The sequence below is a fragment of the Paraburkholderia sp. BL6669N2 genome, from assembly GCF_003387275.1.
Lineage (GTDB): Bacteria > Pseudomonadota > Gammaproteobacteria > Burkholderiales > Burkholderiaceae > Paraburkholderia.
The window spans coordinates 26,474-45,716 of record NZ_QUNA01000001.1 but is presented as its reverse complement, the minus strand read 5'-3'; the positions used below and the strand labels follow the sequence as shown (position 1 = coordinate 45,716).

The window sequence follows — 19,243 nt, the reverse complement described above, 5'->3', positions numbered from 1 at the left end:
GGCCTAAGGATGCCGGATATAGTCCACCAGCGCCCGCGTGTAAGCGTCCGGTTTCCGGTCGATCAGGCTCACGCCGATCGCCACCAGAAACCCCGCCGGCACGCCGAATACGCCTGAGCTGATCGGCTCGATCCCGAACCACCGCGCGCCGGCGAAACCCGTCATCTGCGTGAAGAACGGGTACGTGGAGACAATGTAATAGATGCACACCACCAGCCCCGCCACCATGCCCGCCACCGCGCCGAGCCGCGTGGTGCGCTTCCAGAACACGCCCAGCACCAGCACCGGAAACAGACTCGAAGCCGCCAGCGAAAACGCCGCGCCCACCAGAAACAGAATGTTCCCCGTATTCAGCGACGCCACATACGACGCGAACAGCGCCACCCCCAGCAACAGAATCTTCGAGATCGTCACGCGCCGCTGACTCGACGCATTCGGATCGACCATGTGGTAGTACACATCGTGCGACAAGGCATTGGCGATGGTGAGCAGCAAACCGTCCGCGGTGGAGAGCGCCGCGGCCAGCGCGCCCGCCGCGATCAGCCCCGACATCACATACGGCAGCCCCGCAATCTCCGGCGCGGCAAGCACGACCATGTCAGGCTGCATCTGAATCTCGCTCCAGCGCACAATGCCGTCGCCGTTCGTATCGGCAAGACTGATCAGGCTCGGCTCCACCTTGCGCCATTGCATGAGCCACTGCGGCAAATCGGAGAAGTGATGGCCGACCAGGTTGGTCAATATCTCGTACTTGATCAGCACCGCCAACGCCGGCACCGTCAGATAGAACAGCGCGACGAAGAACAGCGTCCATCCGACCGAGCGTCGCGCCGAGGCCACCGAGGTCGTCGTGTTATAGCGCGTCAGAATATGCGGCAAGCTCGCCGTGCCGAGCGACAGGCACAGCAGCAGCGAAAGAAAATTGCGTTCGTGAATGCGCCGATCTTCATCACTCACGGCGGGGAACGGCTCATGCATCGGCACCGGCGCGGCCGCGCGCATCAGCATTTCATCGCGTCGCTGGGTCCAGACGATCTGTGCGGCGGCGGCATCGCGTGGAAACTGTTCGAGCGCCCGCTCGCGCTCCTTGATCTCGCGCAGCGGGCCGTTATGGCGGCGTAGATCGGCGACTTCCTGCGTGAGACGCAGTTTCTCGTCGACGAACGATTGCGGCAAGGTGTCGAGCCGCATCTGCATCAGCGCGGCACGGCGGCGATAATCGTCACGCACGGTCTGCTCGAGCGGCGCGTCGCGCACCTGCTTCTCGAGGCCTTCGACACGCTCCATCAAGCGGCCGTAGTTGAATTGCGGCACCCAGCCAAGGCCGTCCTTGTGCGCGATCATCGACACGGGAATCAGGATCGCCGCGATCAGGATGATGTACTGCGCGACCTGCGTCCACGTCACGGCGCGCATGCCGCCAAGAAACGAACACACCAGAATGCCCGCCAGTCCGCAGAAGATGCCGACGGCGAAATCCACGCCGATAAAGCGCGTCGCAATCAGTCCGACGCCCTGGATCTGCGCGACCAGATAAACGAACGAACACAGAATCGCCGCCAGCGCGGCAAGGCCGCGCACGGCGTTGCTCGAAAAACGCGTGCCGAGAAAATCGGGAATCGTGTAGCGCGCGAGCTTGCGCACATACGGCGCGAGCAGGAACGCGACGAGACAATAGCCGCCGGTCCAACCCATCAGATACGCGAGACCGTCATATCCGGTCGCATAGATCGACCCGGCGAGGCCGATGAACGAGGCCGCTGAAAGCCAGTCGGCCGCCGTCGCCATGCCGTTGAAGGCGGACGGCACGCGCCGCCCGGCCACATAGTATTCGACCAGATCGGACGTGCGCGACAGCAGGCCGATCACCGCATAGACCGCGATCGGCACGAACAGGAACACATAGCCGATCCACACGCCGGGGCCGGTGGTGCGCTCGATGCGCCACATCACATAGATGAAAAGCAGGAAGCCGAGCGTGTAAAGGGCGTAGGAGGAGATCAGCCGGTTCGTGAGATTCATCGGCTCAGTTTCCGCGCGCGACTGAAGCGTCGGCGCCGACGCTAGCGCTAGCGCTGGCGTCCGCGTCAAAGGCGCGTTTCAACTGGCGGTCGGCACGTTGCATCAGCACGATATACACGACGATGAGCGCCAGATAGATCAGGATCGCGCCCTGCGCGCCGAAGTAGAACGGCAACCTGAAGCCGCCGACCCGCACCTGCGCGAGAGCGGGCGCCATCAGCGGCAACACGAACGACACGATGAAGCCTAAGGTCATCAACGTCGCGATCAATGCGAGGTTGAAGCGCCAATACTTTTGATGCGCGCGCGCCATCGCTGCCGAGACCGCGGGCGGTTCGGGCAAGGGATTGAGCGTGGCATGAGAGGAGTGATGCGGCGCGGCCATGCGCCTATGTATCAAAAAGCCACCGGCCAGGCAATCGGGATTGTCCGCCCAGTGGCTTCAACAGCGTGGCTTCATGACTGGCAATCTGCGTGGGACCAAAGGTGTGTCGTCGACACACCCTTGCCCTTCACACAGACCCATGCAAGCTTAAAGCGACTCGCCGAGTTGATCGAGAATGGCGGGGTTCTCCAGCGTCGATACGTCTTGCGTGATTTCCTCGCCCTTCGCGAGCGAGCGCAACAGGCGGCGCATGATCTTGCCCGAACGCGTCTTCGGCAGGTTCTCGCCGAAGCGGATGTCCTTCGGCTTGGCGATCGGACCGATCTCCTTGCCGACCCAGTTGCGCAGTTCGTTGGCGAGCTTCACCGCTTCCTCGCCATCCGGACGCGCGCGCTTCAGCACGACGAACGCGCACACGGCTTCCCCGGTCGTCGCGTCGGGGCGCCCCACCACGGCGGCTTCCGCGACGAGCGGGTTCGACACCAGCGCCGACTCGATCTCCATCGTGCCGAGCCGGTGGCCCGACACGTTGAGCACGTCGTCGATACGGCCCATGATCGTGAAGTAGCCCGTGTCCTTGTCACGCACCGCCCCGTCGCCCGCAAGGTACAGCTTGCCGCCGAGTTCCTCGGGGAAGTAGCTCTTCTTGTAGCGGTCCGGATCGCCCCACACGTTACGCAACATGGACGGCCACGGACGCTTCACCACCAGAATTCCGCCCTGCCCGTTCGGCACGTCCTGGCCGGTTTCGTCGACGACCGCGGCCATGATGCCCGGCAGCGGCAAGGTGCATGAACCCGGCACCAAGGGTGTCGCGCCCGGCAGCGGCGTGATCATGTGGCCGCCGGTTTCGGTTTGCCACCACGTATCGACGATCGGACAACGGCTGCCGCCGACGTTCTCGTAATACCAGATCCACGCTTCGGGGTTGATCGGCTCGCCGACCGTGCCGATGATCCGCAACGTGGACAGGTCGTAGCTCTTCGGATGCACTTTCTCGTCGGCGTCAGCGGCCTTGATCAGCGAACGGATCGCGGTCGGCGCAGTGTAGAACAGCGAGACCTTGTGCCTCGCGATCATGTCCCAGAAGCGGCCGGCGTTCGGATACGTCGGCACGCCTTCGAACACGACCTGCGTGCCGCCGAGCGTCAACGGACCATACGTGATGTAGCTATGGCCGGTAATCCAGCCGATGTCAGCGGTACACCAGAACACGTCGGACGCCTTCCAGTCGAAGGTCCACTTCAGCGTCTGCGCGGCCCACAGCAGATAACCGCCGGTGCTGTGCTGCACGCCCTTCGGCTTGCCCGTCGAACCGGACGTGTACAGGATGAACAACGGATGCTCGGCGCCGACCCATTCGGGCGCGCATTGATCCGATTCGGCCTGCGCGAGTTCGTGCATCCACAGATCGCGGCCTTCGTTCCATGCGACCTTGCCGCCGGTGCGCTGATAGACGATCACGCTTGTGACCGCTTCGCAACCGCCCATTGCCAGCGCTTCGTCGGCGATGTTCTTCAGCGGCAAGGCTTTGCCGCCGCGCATCTGTTCGTCGGAGGTGACGAGCGCGACCGCGCCCACGTCCACCAGCCGTTCGTTGAGCGACTTCGACGAGAAGCCGCCGAACACTACCGAATGCGTCGCGCCGATCCGCGCGCATGCCTGCATCGCGACAATGCCTTCGATCGACATCGGCATATAGATCACCACACGGTCGCCCTTCTTCACGCCGCGCTTCTTCAGCGCGTTCGCGAAGCGCGATACGCGTTGCAGCAGATCCAGATACGTGACGTTGGTAACGGTGCCGTCGTCGGCTTCGAAAATGATCGCGACGCGCTCGCCGTTGCCGGCCTCGACGTGACGGTCGATGCTGTTATACGACGCGTTGATCTGGCCGTCCTCGAACCACGTGTAGAACGGCGCGTTCGATTCGTCGAGCACTTTGGTGAAGGGCGTGTTCCAGCTTAGCGTCTCGCGAGCGAGGCGTCCCCAGAAACCTTCGTAATCGCGTTCCGCCTCGGCGGCCAACGCGCGGTACGCGTCCATGCCGGAGATCGCGGCACCTGCCGCTGCTTCAGCGGAGGGAGGGAAAACACGGCGTTCGTGAAGAACCGATTCAATCGCAGACATCGACAACCCCTTGGTGAAGATGAAACGTAAAACCTGTGCCGGCGCGCCTCTGGCGCGCCCTCTGTCTTGTTGACGCCGCAACGAGCGGCGCTGTCTCCAACCCTCGCGCGCCGATCGCCGATCATTGCGCCACGGGCCGTCCGTCTGCACCGATGACTCATGCGGCACCGCAGCATGAATGCATGTCAGACGACGTTCCGCCCTCACGCTCAAACATATGCGCTGCAACTTACCAGCCACTTACGCGCAACGCGCCGGATAGCCAGCGAAAACCCTAACGCCGCTCCTGTGACTCCAGCGTCGAATGACGAATGCAGTGCGATGCAACGCATGCTACGCGCTCCACGACGATCATGTATCCGAGCCCGCGCATAGACCGAGCGCGGACGAACACGCCGCCTACCGTGACGCCGTGCGAACCTCGCATACCCGTGGCGCGACTTTACGCTGGCTCGCACGGCCTCTTACAATGCTAACTGAACTAGCCGTCCGGATTCCAGCTTGAATCGTTACTCCCTGCTTCTCATCACCTCGATGCTGCTGGTCGGCAGCAATGTCGGAATCGGTAAATCGATCGTCGAGTTCCTCCCCGTCCCTCTGTTCGCGCTGCTGCGCTTCGTGATCGCGATAGTCGTACTGTGGCCGCTTCTGCGCGTGTCCAGACTGCGCCGCGTGAAGCGTGACGAGTGGTTCAACCTGTTCCTGCAGGCCCTGTTCGGCACCTTCGGGTTTACGCTGCTGATGCTCGGCGGCGTGCAACGCACGAGCGCGCTCGCGGCCGGCGTCATCATGAGCACGATTCCCGCAGTGGTCGCGCTGCTTTCCTGGCTCATCCTCAAAGAGCGGCCGAACGGTCGGGCACTTGCGTCGATCGCACTGGCGATCATCGGCGTGGTTGTCATCAATCTCGCGCACGTGGATCGGAGTTCGGGCGGCGAAACGTCGTTCGCGGGCAACCTGATGGTGCTCGGCGCGGTGTGCTGCGAATCGCTTTACATCATCCTGTCACGGCGTCTCACGCAAACGCTCGCACCGATCGACATCTGCGCGTACACGCATCTCTTCGGCCTTCTGCTGATGCTGCCGCTCGGCGCGAGCGCGCTGCTCGACTTCGACTATCGCGCCGTGCCGCTCAGCGTCTGGACGCTGGTGCTGTGGTACGGACTGTCGGCGAGCATCTTTTCGTTCTGGTTGTGGATGAAGGGCATCCGTCATGTGCCGGGCAGTCTCGCGGGCGTGTTCAGCGCCGTGCTGCCCGTGGCGGCCGCGATCTACGGCATCGCGTTTCTCGGCGAGCGGCCCACCTTCGCGCACGGCATCGCGCTCGCCTGCGTGGTCACGGGGATCGGGCTGGCGAGCCTGAAGGTTAAACGGGTGGCCGGCCGTGGCGTCGTGACTGTTTAAGGCGCGGCCGCCAGCCCTCGGCCGCCGTCCGCAAGGTACTCGGTCAAGCGCGCCGCCTGTCGCAGCGCCGCCACCCTGCCCGCCGCAACGCAGCAAATTCACCCGGCGCTGTACAATAGCGCGCCTGATGCGAGCTTGTCCGGTCTTCTCCGGCCGTGGGTCGCGCCGTCCACTCCGGGGTGTGCGCGCCTGGTCAGCCGCGCACAGGCCGCGTATAGGCCGCGCGTCTGCCATGTCTGTACCGCGTACCGTACATACCGCGCCGGTGCATTTAGTCCGCGCATTTAGTCCATGTTCCGTCACCTGCGTTTCGTCTGACTCTTGCCCATGACCGCTCCGCGATCCGACTTCGCCCATCAGCGCCGCCCGATGCGCCCGATCCCTTCCATCATCTTCATGAGCCGCTGGCTGCAGTTGCCGCTCTATCTGGGCCTGATCGTGGCCCAGGCCGTCTACGTCGTGCTGTTCCTCAAGGAAGTCTGGCATCTCGTCACGGCTTCCATGACGCTCGACGAAACCAACATCATGCTGGTCGTGCTCGGCCTGATCGACGTGGTCATGATCTCGAACCTGCTGATCATGGTGATCATCGGCGGATATGAAACGTTCGTGTCGCGCCTCGGCGTCGAGGGTCATCCGGACGAACCGGAATGGCTCGATCACGTGAACGCCGGCGTCCTCAAAGTCAAATTGTCGATGGCGCTGATCAGCATTTCGTCCATCCATCTGCTGAAAACCTTCATCAGCCCCGACCAGAATTCGACGCATACGATCATGTGGCAGGTGATCATCCACGTCGCGTTCCTTGTTTCGGCGCTCGTGATGGCGCTGGTCGACCGCCTCACCACGCACACGCATCCAAAGCATTTCGAAGAGCCCGCCGTTTTGCACGCCGTGGGCTCCGCTAAAGGTTCCACTCCCCTGAAGGCGCGCGACTGACCCGCCCTGCCCGGCGAGTCCGACAACAAGCGCCACCGTCCCCACTGAGCTAGCCATGACCGTCATCAAACAGGAAGATCTGATTCAGAGCATTGCTGATTCGCTTCAGTACATCAGCTATTACCATCCGCTCGACTACATCCAGGCGCTCGGCCGCGCCTACGAGCTCGAACAGAGCCCCGCCGCGAAAGACGCCATCGCGCAGATTCTCACCAACAGCCGCATGTGCGCCGAAGGCAAGCGCCCGATCTGCCAGGACACCGGCATCGTCACGGTGTTCGTGAAGGTCGGCATGGACGTGCGGTGGGACGGCGCGACGATGGGCGTCACCGACATGATCAACGAAGGCGTGCGCCGCGGTTACCTGAACCCGGACAACGTGCTGCGCGCGTCGATCGTGAGCCCGCCGGAAGGTGGCCGCAAGAACACGAAAGACAACACGCCGGCCGTGATTCACTACGAAATCGTGCCGGGCAATACGGTCGACGTGCAGGTCGCGGCCAAGGGCGGCGGCTCGGAAAACAAGTCGAAGTTCGCGATGCTGAATCCGTCGGATTCGATCGTCGACTGGATTCTCAAGACCGTGCCGACCATGGGCGCGGGCTGGTGCCCGCCCGGCATGCTCGGCATCGGCATCGGCGGCACCGCTGAGAAAGCGATGGTGATGGCGAAAGAATCACTGATGGATCCGATCGACATTCAGGACGTGCTCGCACGCGGCCCCAAGGACTGGATCGAAGAGCTGCGTGTCGAATTGCACGAGAAGGTCAACGCGCTCGGGATCGGCGCGCAAGGTCTCGGCGGCCTCGCCACCGTACTCGACGTGAAGATCATGGCCGCGCCGACGCACGCCGCGTCCAAGCCGGTCGCGATCATCCCGAACTGCGCGGCTACGCGTCATGCTCACTTCACGCTGGATGGTTCGGGCGTTGCCAAGCTCGAAGCGCCGTCGCTCGACGCATGGCCGAAGGTGCAGTGGGAACCGGACACCGAGAAGAGCAAGCGCGTCGATCTGAACACGCTGACACCGGAAGAAGTCGCTGCGTGGACGCCCGGCCAGACGCTACTGCTGTCGGGCAAGATGCTGACGGGCCGCGACGCGGCTCACAAGCGCATCGCCGATATGCTCGCGAAGGGCGAGAAGCTGCCGGTCGACTTCACGAACCGCGTGATTTACTACGTCGGCCCGGTCGATCCGGTACGCGACGAAGCCGTCGGTCCCGCAGGCCCGACCACGGCAACGCGCATGGACAAGTTCACCGAGACGATGCTGTCGCAAACCGGCCTGATCTCGATGATCGGCAAGGCGGAACGCGGCCCGGTCGCCATCGAGGCGATCAGGAAGCACAAGGCCGCGTATCTGATGGCGGTGGGTGGCGCGGCGTACCTCGTGTCGAAGGCGATTCGCAGCGCGAAGGTTCTCGCGTTCGAAGACCTCGGCATGGAAGCGATTTACGAGTTCGACGTGCAGGACATGCCGGTGACCGTGGCCGTCGATTCGAACGGCACTTCCGTTCATCAAACCGGGCCGAAGGAATGGCAAGCAAAGATCGGCAAGATTCCGGTCGCGACGGTTTGAACTATTGACATCCGCTGAATAATTCAAAGCCGGGGCCTCAAACCCCGGCTTTTTTATGATGAAATGAGAACGGTACGCATCACGCGAAAAACCCTCTGAAATCAGGCGAAAATCTGATTTTTTGCCTTGGCTTTTTGCGTTTCGCCGTTTATTGTTCTGGGAAATTCAAAGCCCCTATAAGGACACACCATGCAAGGCGACAAGAAGGTCATCGAATATCTCAACTCGCAGTTGAAGAACGAACTGACCGCCATCAATCAGTACTTCCTGCATGCGCGGATGTATAAGCACTGGGGTCTCGAGAAACTCGGCAAGCACGAATACGACGAATCGATCGGTGAAATGAAGCACGCCGACTGGCTCATCGAACGCATTTTCATGCTCGACGGTCTGCCGAATCTGCAAGACCTGCACAAATTGCTCATCGGTGAGGAAACGAAAGAAATCCTCGAATGCGATTTGAAGCTCGAACAGATTTCCCAGAGCACCTGTAAAGAAGCAATCGCGTATTGCGAATCGGTGCGCGATTTCATCTCGCGTGAAATCTTCACGAAGATTCTCGACGACACCGAAGAACACATCGACTGGCTCGAAACACAAATCGACCTGATCGACAAGGTCGGCATCCAGAACTACCAGCAAACGGCAATGGGCTCGGTCGAGTCCTGATCGTTCCAAGCCGCATCCACCCGCGCGCCGTTCATGGCTCAGCTTATTTGCGATGACCCACGCCGCGCGGGCGATATACTTGCGCACCTTGCCGTTTTTCCGAGTCTCCCTTGAGCGCTGTGCCGCACGCGTCCTCTCCGTCTATGCCCGCAGAATCCTCCTCCGCGAATACAGGAACGTTCACGTCGGGCGCCGGATCGCGCGCACCGGTCGGCATTTTCGATTCGGGGCTGGGCGGTTTGTCGGTGTTGCGGTCGGTCCGGGCGCAACTGCCTGACGAAGCGATCCTGTATGTCGCCGATTCGCTCTACGCGCCCTACGGCGAGCGCGACGACGACTTCATCGCCGACCGCACGCTCGCCATCGGCGAATGGCTCGTCAAGCAAGGCGCGAAGGCGCTGGTGGTCGCCTGCAATACGGCTACCGCGCAGTCCATCGCGATGGTTCGCGAAAAGCTGCCTATTCCTTTGGTCGGCGTCGAACCCGGCGTCAAACCCGCGGCGCTGCAATCCAGAACCCGTGTGGCCGGCGTGCTCGCCACACAGGTGACCCTGCGCAGCGCCCGCTTTCAGGCGCTGCTCGAACGTTACGCCGCGGATTGCCGCTTTCTCTGCCAACCGGGCCATGGGCTCGTGCAGGCCGTGGAACGCTGCGACATCGGCTCCGCCGAGTTACGTGCGCTGCTGCGCGGCTACTTGCAGCCCATGCTCGACGCGGGCGCGGATACGCTGGTGCTCGGCTGCACGCACTACCCGTTTCTCGACGCGGCGATTCGCGATATCGTCGGCGATCGGCTGATGCTGATCGACACGAGCGTCGCCATTGCGCGGCAGTTGGAACGCGTGCTCGACCAGCATGGTTTGCGCGCGGCGCCGCAAAGTGCGGCCACCGTTCTGCCCCGCTTTTTTTCCACGGGCGACGGCACACATCAGCAGCAATTGGCCGCTACCCTGCTGCATATCGACGCCACGGTCGAACAGGTGTCAATTCCCTCACGCCGCACGGCAGCGCCGGATTCCCAAGCCGCATAATTGCCGCCCAAGCGCGCTTTTTCAGGGCCCTGAGCGGCTTTTTCGGCGGCTTTTTAGGCCATTTCCCGCGCCACCCGCCAGCTACGCGCGCCACCGCTCCATAGACGAAACCCTTCTAAGAGTCTGGTTTTGTTACAAAAAATCACGCAGGACGCTTGCCAAACGGCCCAAACAAAATGATAATAATTCGCATTAACGTTAGCTATGACGCCCGCCATGATTGTCTGTGTCTGCAAGTCTGTTTCTGACCGAAAGATCCGTGCTTCGATCGAGGAAGGCATGGATTCGTTCGACGAGCTCCAGTTCGAGCTCGGCGTCGCATCCTGCTGTGGCAAGTGCGCCGATTCCGTGCGCGACGTCATGATGAAAAGCGGCGTCTGTGCAAGCCGCTGTGGTTTCGAGCATCACCCGCAAGCTGTACCGCTGACGTTTTACGAACGCAAAGCGGCCTAAGCCAGCCCTTAAGGCGCGGCTCACTCCGCGCCTCGGGCGCCTGGCGCGCCCAATGCCGTTCTCGCTGTTCCAGCGTTATCCCACTGCCGTCAGCAAGCCAGTATTCGTACCAGCCAGCTACCCGCTCACCCGTCACAGGAGTTCGAGATGGAATTGCTGATTGGTTTCGTGACTACTTTGTTCATTTCGCTGCTGATTTTTCGAACATGACGATGTCCTGTCAGACGCGCTGCATCGACAGCGCGCCACCACGTTAACATGCCGGCCTCGCCTATCGTTTCAGCCAGCGCCGTGCCGGCTTCGTCTGCCCGACTGAACTCCCGCGTCCTGACCGCAACCGCCGTGGTTGCAGCGATTCACGTCGCGCTGCTTGCCGTGATCATGACCCTGCGTCATGAGCCCGTGCAGCCCGTGCTCGAGTCGCGCGTCATGACCGCGCAGTTGCTGCCGCCGGCGCCGGTTGCCGCGCCGGTCGCGATTCAGTCGATCGCGCCGCCGCCACCCACGCCGACGCCACCGGTTCGTACCAAGCCCAAGGTTGAACCGAAACCGACTCCCACGCCCAAACCGACGCCCACGCCTCTACCGGTGGCCGCCGCGCCGTCACCCACGCCCGTCGCCGCGCCCGATCCGACGCCGCCCGCGCCTGCCGCACCGGTTGCGCCGCCCGCGCCTGCTGCTCCGGCGATCGGCCGTCAGACGATGGAGGTCAGCGCGCCCAAAGACATATCGCACCTCACGTGCAATATCGCCAAACCTGATTACCCGCCGCTGTCCAGGCGCCGCGGCGAGACTGGCGCGGTGATCGTGAGTCTCGTGGTCGGCGTGACCGGCAAGTTCGAAAACGTCGCTCTGAAAAAGAGCAGCGGTTTTAGCCGCCTCGACGACGCCGCGCTCGACGCGGTGCGCGCGAGCGCCTGCCAACCCTATCTTGAGAACGGGCAGCCGGTACGGGTCCCGACCACCCAGCGTTACGACTTCAATCTGAACGATTGAGGCAGCTTTTAAAAAAAGGAATTGCAATGCAAAACTACGGACTGGCGCACGTCTGGGCGCAAGGGGATTTCGTGACGCGCGGCATCGCGCTCGCGCTGTTGATCATGTCGGTGATGTCGTGGAGCGTGATCGTCATCAAAGGCTGGAATGTGATGCGCCTGAACCGCCTCACGAAGAATGCCGAACAGGCGTTCTGGCATTCGGACGATCTCGCCGACGGCGTGAAGAAGCTCGGCGCCGGTTCGTCGACGCCGCAGGACAATCCGTTCCTCGCGCTGGCGCTGTCGGGCCAGGAAGCGGCCGATCATCATCATCAGACGCAGCCGCATCTGCATGACCGCATGGACGTGTCGGACTGGGTCACGCGCTGCCTGAAAGACACGATGGACGAAAGCGTCGCGCGCATGCAGAGCGGTCTCGCGATTCTCGCGTCGATCGGCAGCACGGCGCCGTTCGTCGGTCTGTTCGGCACGGTGTGGGGCATCTATCACGCGCTGCTGGCCATCGGGGCGAGCGGTCAGTCGTCGATCGATCAGGTCGCCGGTCCGGTCGGCGAAGCGTTGATCATGACCGCGTTCGGCCTGTTCGTCGCGATTCCGGCCGTGCTCGGCTACAACGCACTGACGCGCGCCAACAAGGCCGTGGTCGCCAAACTGAGCCGCTTTGCGCATGGCCTGCATGCATTCTTCGTGACGGGCGCGCGCCTGTCGTCGTCCAAGCGCGGCGACGGCCTGCGTCTGGCCGCACGCACGAACTGATCGACGAGGCATTCCGATGGCAATGAGCCCCTTCGCCGGCGACGATGACGACGGCCTGATGAACGAAATCAACATGACGCCGCTCGTCGACGTGATGTTGGTTCTCCTGATCGTCTTCATGGTGACAATTCCGGTGATCCGTGACGCGGTGAAAATCGATCTGCCGCACGCAAGCAGTCAGAAGGAAGACACCAAGCCCGCGCAAGTCACGGTCACAGTTGACGCCGACGGCAACGTCACGTGGGACGACAAGAAGGTCGACGAAGCCGCGCTGAGCGCGAAGATCGCGGAAGCCGCGCAAGCGAACCCGCAACCCGAGCTGCATCTGGACGCGGACCGCAAGGTCCCGTACGAGAAAGTGGCGCAAGTGATGGCGGCCGCACAGGCCGGCGGCCTCACGAAGATCGGCTTCGTGACCCAGCCGAAAAGCAGGTAATGTGCTGAAAAGCCCTTGAAACAAGGGCCAAAAAGTAAAAGGCCTTCATCGTCAGATGAAGGCCTTTTTTGTGCGCACTCGGCGCCTTCGGGCGGCGGGATCATTTGCCATCGGTCGAAGATTGATAGCTACTCGAATCACCGCATGCGACAGCCGTGATCGACACGGACAGCGCGGTCAGCCCTATCAGGCCGGCTATCATAGCGGCCATGAGTTTCCGCATAAGAGACTCCTTAGCGAAGGGATTTCACTATATGCCCGTGAGCCCGCGCAATCAAGCAAACAGCCATTGAAAGTACTCATGACAGGCCACGCTTAAATGCTAAAAGCGATGCCACGGCCCGTGAGAACTGCTATGACGCGATCGCGAACATCGGCTGCGCAAGAACGACCTTTTCCTCGCGCGCCGGACACTCGCCCATGATGTGCTTACCCTCGTCGGGATCGAGCATCTCGACCAGATAATCGACAAAGGCGCGCACGGCCGGCACCATTCCCTGGCGCGACACGAATACGGCGTACAACTGCGGCGTCGGAAAGGTCCAGCCCGGCATCACCGGCGACAATTGCCCGGCTCGCAGCGCAGCGCCGTACATCATCTCCGGCAACGCCGCGATACCGACGCCGGCGAGCACCGCTTCACGAATCGTCATCAGATCGGCGGTCACGAGGCGCGGCTCGTGTTCGTGCGCGTGACGCGTGCCGTCGGGCGCGATCAGGTTGTAGACGTGGCGCCCGTCGCCGGTCGGCACGTCGAGCGTTTCGAAACCGTTCAGGTCGGCCGGCAGCAACGGCGGCGCGTTCTGCTGCAACAGGCTCGGCGCGCCGACCAGCATCTGTTCCGTGCGCCACAGGGGCCGCACGACGATGTTGGCATTTTCGGGCGGATCGGAGCGCACACGCAGCGCGACGTCGATCGAATCCTCGAACAGATCGACCACGCGGTTCGTCACGCGCATCACCACGCGCACTTCCGGATAGCGATGCATGAATTCGGGCAGGATCTGCGACAGGATGGTCTGCGAAACCGTGACCGGCACGCTGACGCGCACCGTGCCGCGCGGCGACGAGCGCAGTTGCTGGACGACGTTGACGGCCGCCTGCGCCTCGCTCAGCATCGCCTGACAATGCTGGTAGAACAGTTGACCGGCTTCGGTCAACGCCAGTTTGCGGGTGGATCGCTGCAGCAGCCGCACGCCGAGCGACGCCTCCAGTTCGGTCAGCCGGCGCGACAGGCGCGACTTGGAAATTCCCAGCACGCGTTCGGCGGCGGAAAAACCGCCGTGTTCGACGACCTGCGAAAAATACATCAGGTCATTCAGATTGTGTGAATCGATCTTCATCTCATCGTTCCAGTAATAGAACAATCCATTGCGTGAGGACGGCTGGCACCCCCGAAAACGGTCCCTATAATAGCTCCATGTTTCAAAAATAACGCTATTCCCGATTTTTTGAGGTGACTTTGATGAGCACGACCCGCACGATCGAACGTACCTTTCCGGCCGTTCGCACGACCGAGGGTGGCGGCTTTATCGTCCACCGCCCGTTTCCGACCCGCCTGTTGATGGACTTCGATCCGTTCCTGCTGCTCGACGAAATGGGTCCGATCGACTACGCGCCGGGCGAGGCAAAAGGCGCACCGGACCATCCGCATCGCGGCTTCGAGACGGTCACGTATGTGCTCGAGGGCCAGTTCGGCCATAAGGATTCTGCCGGCCACTCCGGCACCCTGCACGCCGGCGACGTGCAATGGATGACCGCGGGCGCGGGCGTCGTGCACAGCGAGATGCCGGACCCGTCGTTCGTGCGCACGGGCGGACGCGTGCACGGCCTGCAGCTCTGGGTGAATCTGCCGCGTCGCGACAAGATGATCGCGCCACGCTACCAGGAAATGCCGTCAGCGAGCATTCCCGTGGCGACATCCGCGGACGGCAAGGTGCGCGTCAAGGTGATCGCCGGCGAAGCGCTCGGCGTTAAAGCAGCAATCGAAACGCGTACGCCGATCCTGTACCAGCATTTCTCGCTGCAACCTGGAGCGACGATCCGGCAGCCCGTGCCGGACGACTATCGCGTGTTTGCGTACAGCCTGTCCGGCAAGGGCTTTTACGGCGAAGGCGAAGCGCGTCAGGAAATCGACGCGCAGAAAATGGTCGTGTTTCAGAACGATGGCGACTCGGTGACGCTCACGGCCGGCGCGGAGCCGCTCGAGGTGCTGTTGCTAGGCGGCGTGCCGCTGAAGGAGCCCGTGGTGCGTTATGGCCCGTTCGTAATGAACACAGAAGACGAGATCCGCCAGGCCGTCGTCGACTACCAGGCTGGGCGGATGGGCGCGATCACGCATTGAATCGCCAGCGGGCGCTTCGCAGCTAAGGCGCGAAGGCCGGTAAATTCGTTCACAATAGCAATTCAGGCCGCGCGCCACGCCGTTCACTGATAACGGGCCGTGGCGCGCGGCAATTTCCGTCCCTGTTCAGGAGCGCGCATGGCAGAGTCCACCGTCACCGCCCACATCGGCTCGACGAATTTCCAGGTTCATTTCGACGACGGCAAGCACACATGGCTGGCCGACGAACCCGAGTCGCTCGGCGGCGGTGATCGCGGGCCGACGCCCGTGTCGCTGCTGCTGTCGAGCCTCGGCGCATGCACGTCGATTACGCTGAAGATGTACGCTCAGCGCAAGGACTGGCCGCTCGCCGACGTGCGCGTGACGCTCTCGCTCGAAACCGGCGACGCGGGCACGACCATCGACCGTAAGATCGTGCTCGAAGGCGATCTGTCCGACGAGCAGCGGGAACGGCTTTTGCAAATAGCCAACCAGTGCCCGGTTCACAAGATCCTCACGCATTCGATCACGATCCGTTCGGGGCTCGCCGTCGCTTAAACGCTTTCATAGGAAGCTGTCGTTTTGAATTTCGAACACCTTATCCAGATCAACGACCCGTTGAATCCGTTTGTCGAATCGATGACCCGCGCGCAATTGTGGGAAGGTCTCGTGCTGCGCGCCGAACAGCCGCAGTTGTTCGTGATGGGGCTCGACAGTTGCACGATCCTTTCGCGCGAAGGCAACGTACTCGAACGGGAATTGCACTACGGCCAGGCGACGGTGCGCGACCGCGTCACGCTCGAGGAAAGCCAGAGCGTGCGCTACGACATTCTGCCGACGGCCGACTACGTGGGTGGCTCGCTCACCATGACCATCGAGCAGCCGGACGAACTGCAGTTGTTCCTGCGCTTCGAATACGCGACCACGCTGCCCGAATCGACCGATCCCGATGCGCATCAGACGCAGGAGATCGTGAAGTCGGCGTATCGCGAGAACGATATCGATACCGTTCGGCTGATTCGTCAATATGTGCAGGCGAAGCAGGAGCCCGGCACGTTGCATTGAACATCGCGCGGGCAGCCCTGCCCGCCAGCGAGCGCAAGACCGCCGAACGACCAGGCGGTCGTTTTCCCGACGCTGTTCCGCCTTAAAACCTCTCTGACTATCGAAACTCAAATCCGATCAATTTCTCTTTCTTGTAAATAGGAATAGTTATCATTTAGAATTAGTCCATCGAATCGACTAACAGCTAAAACGAATGACCGATCTCACGCGCCCTTCCACGCTCAGCCTGCGCCGCCCGGCTGCCGCGCTGACCAGCCGGCCGAAAACGTCGACGGCAACGGTGACCGGTCAGAAGCCCGGCGCGTCGGATCGCACCAACGGGTCGGGCGAGACATCGCAGCGGGTCGTTCACAGCGACGCGTTGCTGCAAGGACATAGCCACGTCAGCATCGTCCATAACGGCGAGACCTACCAGCTGCGGGCAACGCGCTTAGGCAAGCTGATCCTGACGAAGTAGGAACGAATAGCGGTAAGTACCGGGTATTGTGGGGACCACCTCCCAGAGAGGTGTTGGGCAGTAGCCAGCCACGACGGCTTGCACGTGAGAACTAGACCCCTTCGTGCAGACACCAAGCCAGCCGTCGCAGCAAGCCAGGCCGCTTTTTTCGGTTCTCACTCGCTACGGCGACACGCTTGAACGTGCGTCGATCATGCGAAAAATGAAAAAGCCGTGGGATGAATTTCATCTCCACGGCTTTTTGTTTGGTCAGGCGCGGACTACTGCAAGCGCGTCAATGCGTCGAATGAGTTACTTGGAAGCCCAGCCCCAGAACATCAGCCACCACGCGCTGTCGACCACGGCCAGTGCCGCGGCGAACCACACCATCGCGAGGCCGCGTTGAACGAAACGCTCGCTGTAGCGGCGCGTCACGAGCCAGGCAAGCCATGCGCTCCACAGGTTGGCAATCGCCAGAATCGCGATGCGCATATCCGACGCCCACCACAACGACAGATGCTCCGCGCGCAATAGAGACAGCGTGGTCGCGGACAGGCCGAGAAACACGCCCGCGCCGGCAATCGGAATCAGTCCTTGCGTCAAATGATGCAGACGCACGCCATCGAAGCGCCCCAGCATGCGCGTCGCGCCCATCAGCAGCACTAGCAGCACGGTGCCGTACACCAGCGCCGTGGCGAGGATGTAGCCGATCAGCATGGTGCCGTCGAGCCACGAGAAAACGTCGTTCTGTTCGGGGTAATGCGTGAACAGGAACCACGGCGCGTTGGTGTCGAGCGGCCATGTAATGTCGTGATCGACCAGCCAGTTCGCGAGGAAAATCTTCAGGTCGACGAACCAGCGCGACGCGGTCCAGTGGAACGCGCCGATCGCGATGCCGAGCAGGCCGTACAGGATCAACGCGGTGTCCCACGGGTTGGCCTGCTTGTCGCCCAGCTGCACCACTTCCGACGACGGCGCGCGCCACGTCAGCGCAATCGCGTCGCGGTGGCCGCTGCAACGGCCACACATATGGCAATCCGATGCGCCCTTCATGTTGCGCAACGGCACGAGCGGCGCGCAATTGATCGGAATCACGCGATGTCCATGCTCACCGTTCTTGTACGAACGGCGCCATGCCTCTTCATCGACTTTGTAGTGGAACGGCGCAAGTCGCGCCAGAAGCGAAAAAACCCCGTTGACGGGGCAGAGATACTTGCACCAGACACGCTTCTCTCGCCCGTAGAGCAAGCCGATGATCATCGCCGCGAAGGTCGAGCCGCCTAACACCAGCAGCACGGCTTTCGGATACTGGTAGACGCTCACCATCTGACCGTAGATGGTGGTGATGCCGAACGCGACGAACGGCCAGCCGCCCCAGCGCATCCAGTGCGGAATCGCCCAGCCTCGGCCGTATTTGCTGGCGAATTCGGCGAGCGCGCCTTCGGGACACAGCACGCCGCACCAGACGCGGCCGAGCATGACCATCGAGAGCAACACGAACGGCCACCAGATCCCCCAGAACACGAACTGCGCGGCAAGCGTCAGGTTGTTCCACAAGTGCGCCGTGTCGTCCGGTAGCGGCATCACTGCCGGCACCAGAATCAGAAACGCGTACACCGCCACCACGACCCACTGAATGCCGCGAATCGCGGCACCATGACGCTGCATCCACTGCCCGGCCGCCGCAAGGCGGCCCGGACGGGTCATGACCGTGCTCATGCCGCGCGCCCGGCGGTTTGCCGTGCCGGCTTGCGATTCGCCCGGCGTAGCAGCAGATAAACCACGCCCCAGTACACCGCATAGGCGATCAGATTCATCAACGCCGGGTGGGCGCGATAGCCGGTGAGCGTGGCGACCAGCGAACCGAAGATGCTTGAATCGTCGAGGATCGCCGACGAATTCCACATCTGGTCGACGATGGTCGGCAGGATTTCCTTGTCGATCAGCTTGTCCACACCGGTCTGAAACAGACCCGCGCCGAGGAACAGCAGCATGATTTCCGTGATGCGGAAAAAGAGCCGCCACGAGAAGATCTTGCCGCCCAGTTGCAGTGCGTAGAAGGTCAGGAACGCGAGCACCAGGCCGATCACGACCGCGAGCATCTGGCCGGCGTCCACGTGACCCGACTGGCCGAAGCCGAGTCCGTACAGAAAGATCACCGTCTCGCTGCCTTCACGCGCGATCGCCAAGGCCACCAGCAACGCGACACCCCACCAGTTCGAATCGCGCTGGCTTTTCTGCAGCGACTGTTCCATGTCGCGCTTGAGCGTGCGGCCGTGCTGCTTCATCCACAGCACCATCTGCACGATCAGTACGCAGGCGACCAGCACCATCGCGGTCTGGAAATAATCCTGCGCGTCGCCGGAGAGCACTTCGGTGAAACCGACCAGCGCGGCGCCGAGCGCTACCGCCGCAATCAAACCGGCCGCCACGCCGCCCCACAGGTACGGCAAACCGCGGCGCGCATCGTCGTCGCCATTTTTTCAGCCACGCGTACAGGATGCCGACGACCAGCAACGCCTCGACACTTTCCCGCCACACGATGAATAGAATCTGACCCATCAAGCTCTCCCTCTGCCCTTCTACCGCTTGTGCGAACGACCGGCCGTTCACGGCC

General features: G+C 62.2%; 18 protein-coding genes and 1 pseudogene. 13 read left to right on the top strand and 6 right to left on the bottom strand.

Annotation, left to right across the window (positions count from 1 at the left end; all coding sequences use genetic code 11):
• Window positions 1–3: 3 nt before the first annotated feature.
• From B0G80_RS00205 to acs, 3 genes are all read right to left on the bottom strand, one after another.
• Window positions 4–2,022 (bottom strand): sodium:solute symporter family protein, encoded by a 2,019-nt coding sequence (locus B0G80_RS00205; protein ID WP_116116456.1) that lies wholly within the window; start codon window positions 2,020–2,022, stop codon window positions 4–6.
• A 4-nt stretch (window positions 2,023–2,026) separates the two neighbouring features.
• Complete coding sequence (locus B0G80_RS00200) at window positions 2,027–2,407, bottom strand: DUF4212 domain-containing protein (protein WP_181919883.1); 381 nt, start codon at window positions 2,405–2,407, stop codon at window positions 2,027–2,029.
• A 147-nt stretch (window positions 2,408–2,554) separates the two neighbouring features.
• A complete protein-coding gene (gene acs / locus B0G80_RS00195; protein WP_116119453.1) occupies window positions 2,555–4,537 on the bottom strand; it encodes an acetate--CoA ligase in 1,983 nt (660 codons plus the stop codon).
• Window positions 4,538–5,038: 501 nt separating this feature from the next.
• Between acs and B0G80_RS00190 the strand changes: the two genes are divergently transcribed.
• The 9 genes from B0G80_RS00190 to B0G80_RS00150 all read left to right on the top strand — a co-directional run bounded on the left by B0G80_RS00190 (window position 5,039) and on the right by B0G80_RS00150 (window position 12,802).
• On the top strand, window positions 5,039–5,941 hold the full coding sequence (locus tag B0G80_RS00190) for a DMT family transporter (protein WP_116116454.1): 903 nt from the start codon (window positions 5,039–5,041) through the stop codon (window positions 5,939–5,941).
• Window positions 5,942–6,310: 369 nt separating this feature from the next.
• Window positions 6,311–6,880 (top strand): TIGR00645 family protein, encoded by a 570-nt coding sequence (locus B0G80_RS00185; protein ID WP_219907300.1) that lies wholly within the window; start codon window positions 6,311–6,313, stop codon window positions 6,878–6,880.
• 55 nt (window positions 6,881–6,935) lie between these two features.
• Window positions 6,936–8,459, top strand: a complete 1,524-nt coding sequence (locus B0G80_RS00180; RefSeq protein WP_116116452.1) for a fumarate hydratase — start codon at window positions 6,936–6,938, stop codon at window positions 8,457–8,459.
• 189 nt (window positions 8,460–8,648) lie between these two features.
• Window positions 8,649–9,128 (top strand): bacterioferritin, encoded by a 480-nt coding sequence (gene bfr / locus B0G80_RS00175; RefSeq protein ID WP_106285020.1) that lies wholly within the window; start codon window positions 8,649–8,651, stop codon window positions 9,126–9,128.
• Between the two features lie 143 nt (window positions 9,129–9,271).
• The gene (murI, locus tag B0G80_RS00170; protein WP_116116451.1) at window positions 9,272–10,159 is read left to right on the top strand and encodes a glutamate racemase; all 888 of its coding nucleotides are present in this window, start codon (window positions 9,272–9,274) and stop codon (window positions 10,157–10,159) included.
• A 216-nt stretch (window positions 10,160–10,375) separates the two neighbouring features.
• Window positions 10,376–10,612: a bacterioferritin-associated ferredoxin gene (locus tag B0G80_RS00165; protein WP_012432441.1), complete on the top strand. Its 237-nt coding sequence runs from the start codon at window positions 10,376–10,378 to the stop codon at window positions 10,610–10,612.
• A gap of 258 nt (window positions 10,613–10,870) precedes the next feature.
• Entirely contained in the window at window positions 10,871–11,608 is a 738-nt protein-coding gene (locus B0G80_RS00160) for an energy transducer TonB (protein ID WP_116116449.1), read from the top strand.
• A 26-nt stretch (window positions 11,609–11,634) separates the two neighbouring features.
• On the top strand, window positions 11,635–12,366 hold the full coding sequence (locus B0G80_RS00155) for a MotA/TolQ/ExbB proton channel family protein (RefSeq protein WP_106285023.1): 732 nt from the start codon (window positions 11,635–11,637) through the stop codon (window positions 12,364–12,366).
• Window positions 12,367–12,382: 16 nt separating this feature from the next.
• The gene (locus B0G80_RS00150; RefSeq protein ID WP_116116448.1) at window positions 12,383–12,802 is read left to right on the top strand and encodes a biopolymer transporter ExbD; all 420 of its coding nucleotides are present in this window, start codon (window positions 12,383–12,385) and stop codon (window positions 12,800–12,802) included.
• 353 nt (window positions 12,803–13,155) lie between these two features.
• Here B0G80_RS00150 and B0G80_RS00145 read toward each other — a convergent pair whose 3' ends face one another.
• Window positions 13,156–14,145: a LysR family transcriptional regulator gene (locus B0G80_RS00145; protein ID WP_116116446.1), complete on the bottom strand. Its 990-nt coding sequence runs from the start codon at window positions 14,143–14,145 to the stop codon at window positions 13,156–13,158.
• A 122-nt stretch (window positions 14,146–14,267) separates the two neighbouring features.
• Between B0G80_RS00145 and B0G80_RS00140 the strand changes: the two genes are divergently transcribed.
• From B0G80_RS00140 to B0G80_RS00125, 4 genes are all read left to right on the top strand, one after another.
• Entirely contained in the window at window positions 14,268–15,146 is an 879-nt protein-coding gene (locus tag B0G80_RS00140) for a pirin family protein (protein ID WP_116116444.1), read from the top strand.
• Between the two features lie 138 nt (window positions 15,147–15,284).
• Window positions 15,285–15,683 carry an OsmC family protein gene (locus B0G80_RS00135; protein ID WP_116116442.1) on the top strand — a complete coding sequence of 133 codons (399 nt, stop codon included), beginning with the start codon at window positions 15,285–15,287 and terminating at the stop codon, window positions 15,681–15,683.
• Between the two features lie 24 nt (window positions 15,684–15,707).
• Window positions 15,708–16,190: an SRPBCC family protein gene (locus B0G80_RS00130; RefSeq protein ID WP_106285027.1), complete on the top strand. Its 483-nt coding sequence runs from the start codon at window positions 15,708–15,710 to the stop codon at window positions 16,188–16,190.
• Window positions 16,191–16,383: 193 nt separating this feature from the next.
• Window positions 16,384–16,647 carry a hemin uptake protein HemP gene (locus B0G80_RS00125; RefSeq protein ID WP_116116440.1) on the top strand — a complete coding sequence of 88 codons (264 nt, stop codon included), beginning with the start codon at window positions 16,384–16,386 and terminating at the stop codon, window positions 16,645–16,647.
• A gap of 291 nt (window positions 16,648–16,938) precedes the next feature.
• Here the strand turns inward: B0G80_RS00125 and B0G80_RS00120 are convergent, their stop codons facing one another.
• On the bottom strand, window positions 16,939–18,345 hold the full coding sequence (locus B0G80_RS00120; protein ID WP_116116439.1) for a 4Fe-4S binding protein: 1,407 nt from the start codon (window positions 18,343–18,345) through the stop codon (window positions 16,939–16,941).
• A pseudogene (locus tag B0G80_RS00115) lies at window positions 18,342–19,188 on the bottom strand (FTR1 family protein). Before B0G80_RS00115 ends, B0G80_RS00120 begins: the two are co-directional and overlap by 4 nt.
• Window positions 19,189–19,243 lie beyond the last annotated feature (55 nt).

Coding starts and splice junctions, on each gene's coding strand:
- B0G80_RS00205 (WP_116116456.1), bottom strand. CDS start 2,022: ATGAATCTCACGAACCGGCTGATCTCCTCCTACGCCCTTTACACGCTC.
- B0G80_RS00200 (WP_181919883.1), bottom strand. CDS start 2,407: ATGGCCGCGCCGCATCACTCCTCTCATGCCACGCTCAATCCCTTGCCC.
- acs (WP_116119453.1), bottom strand. CDS start 4,537: ATGTCTGCGATTGAATCGGTTCTTCACGAACGCCGTGTTTTCCCTCCC.
- B0G80_RS00185 (WP_219907300.1), top strand. CDS start 6,311: ATGCGCCCGATCCCTTCCATCATCTTCATGAGCCGCTGGCTGCAGTTG.
- B0G80_RS00180 (WP_116116452.1), top strand. CDS start 6,936: ATGACCGTCATCAAACAGGAAGATCTGATTCAGAGCATTGCTGATTCG.
- bfr (WP_106285020.1), top strand. CDS start 8,649: ATGCAAGGCGACAAGAAGGTCATCGAATATCTCAACTCGCAGTTGAAG.
- murI (WP_116116451.1), top strand. CDS start 9,272: ATGCCCGCAGAATCCTCCTCCGCGAATACAGGAACGTTCACGTCGGGC.
- B0G80_RS00165 (WP_012432441.1), top strand. CDS start 10,376: ATGATTGTCTGTGTCTGCAAGTCTGTTTCTGACCGAAAGATCCGTGCT.
- B0G80_RS00160 (WP_116116449.1), top strand. CDS start 10,871: ATGCCGGCCTCGCCTATCGTTTCAGCCAGCGCCGTGCCGGCTTCGTCT.
- B0G80_RS00155 (WP_106285023.1), top strand. CDS start 11,635: ATGCAAAACTACGGACTGGCGCACGTCTGGGCGCAAGGGGATTTCGTG.
- B0G80_RS00150 (WP_116116448.1), top strand. CDS start 12,383: ATGGCAATGAGCCCCTTCGCCGGCGACGATGACGACGGCCTGATGAAC.
- B0G80_RS00145 (WP_116116446.1), bottom strand. CDS start 14,145: ATGAAGATCGATTCACACAATCTGAATGACCTGATGTATTTTTCGCAG.
- B0G80_RS00140 (WP_116116444.1), top strand. CDS start 14,268: ATGAGCACGACCCGCACGATCGAACGTACCTTTCCGGCCGTTCGCACG.
- B0G80_RS00135 (WP_116116442.1), top strand. CDS start 15,285: ATGGCAGAGTCCACCGTCACCGCCCACATCGGCTCGACGAATTTCCAG.
- B0G80_RS00125 (WP_116116440.1), top strand. CDS start 16,384: ATGACCGATCTCACGCGCCCTTCCACGCTCAGCCTGCGCCGCCCGGCT.
- B0G80_RS00120 (WP_116116439.1), bottom strand. CDS start 18,345: ATGAGCACGGTCATGACCCGTCCGGGCCGCCTTGCGGCGGCCGGGCAG.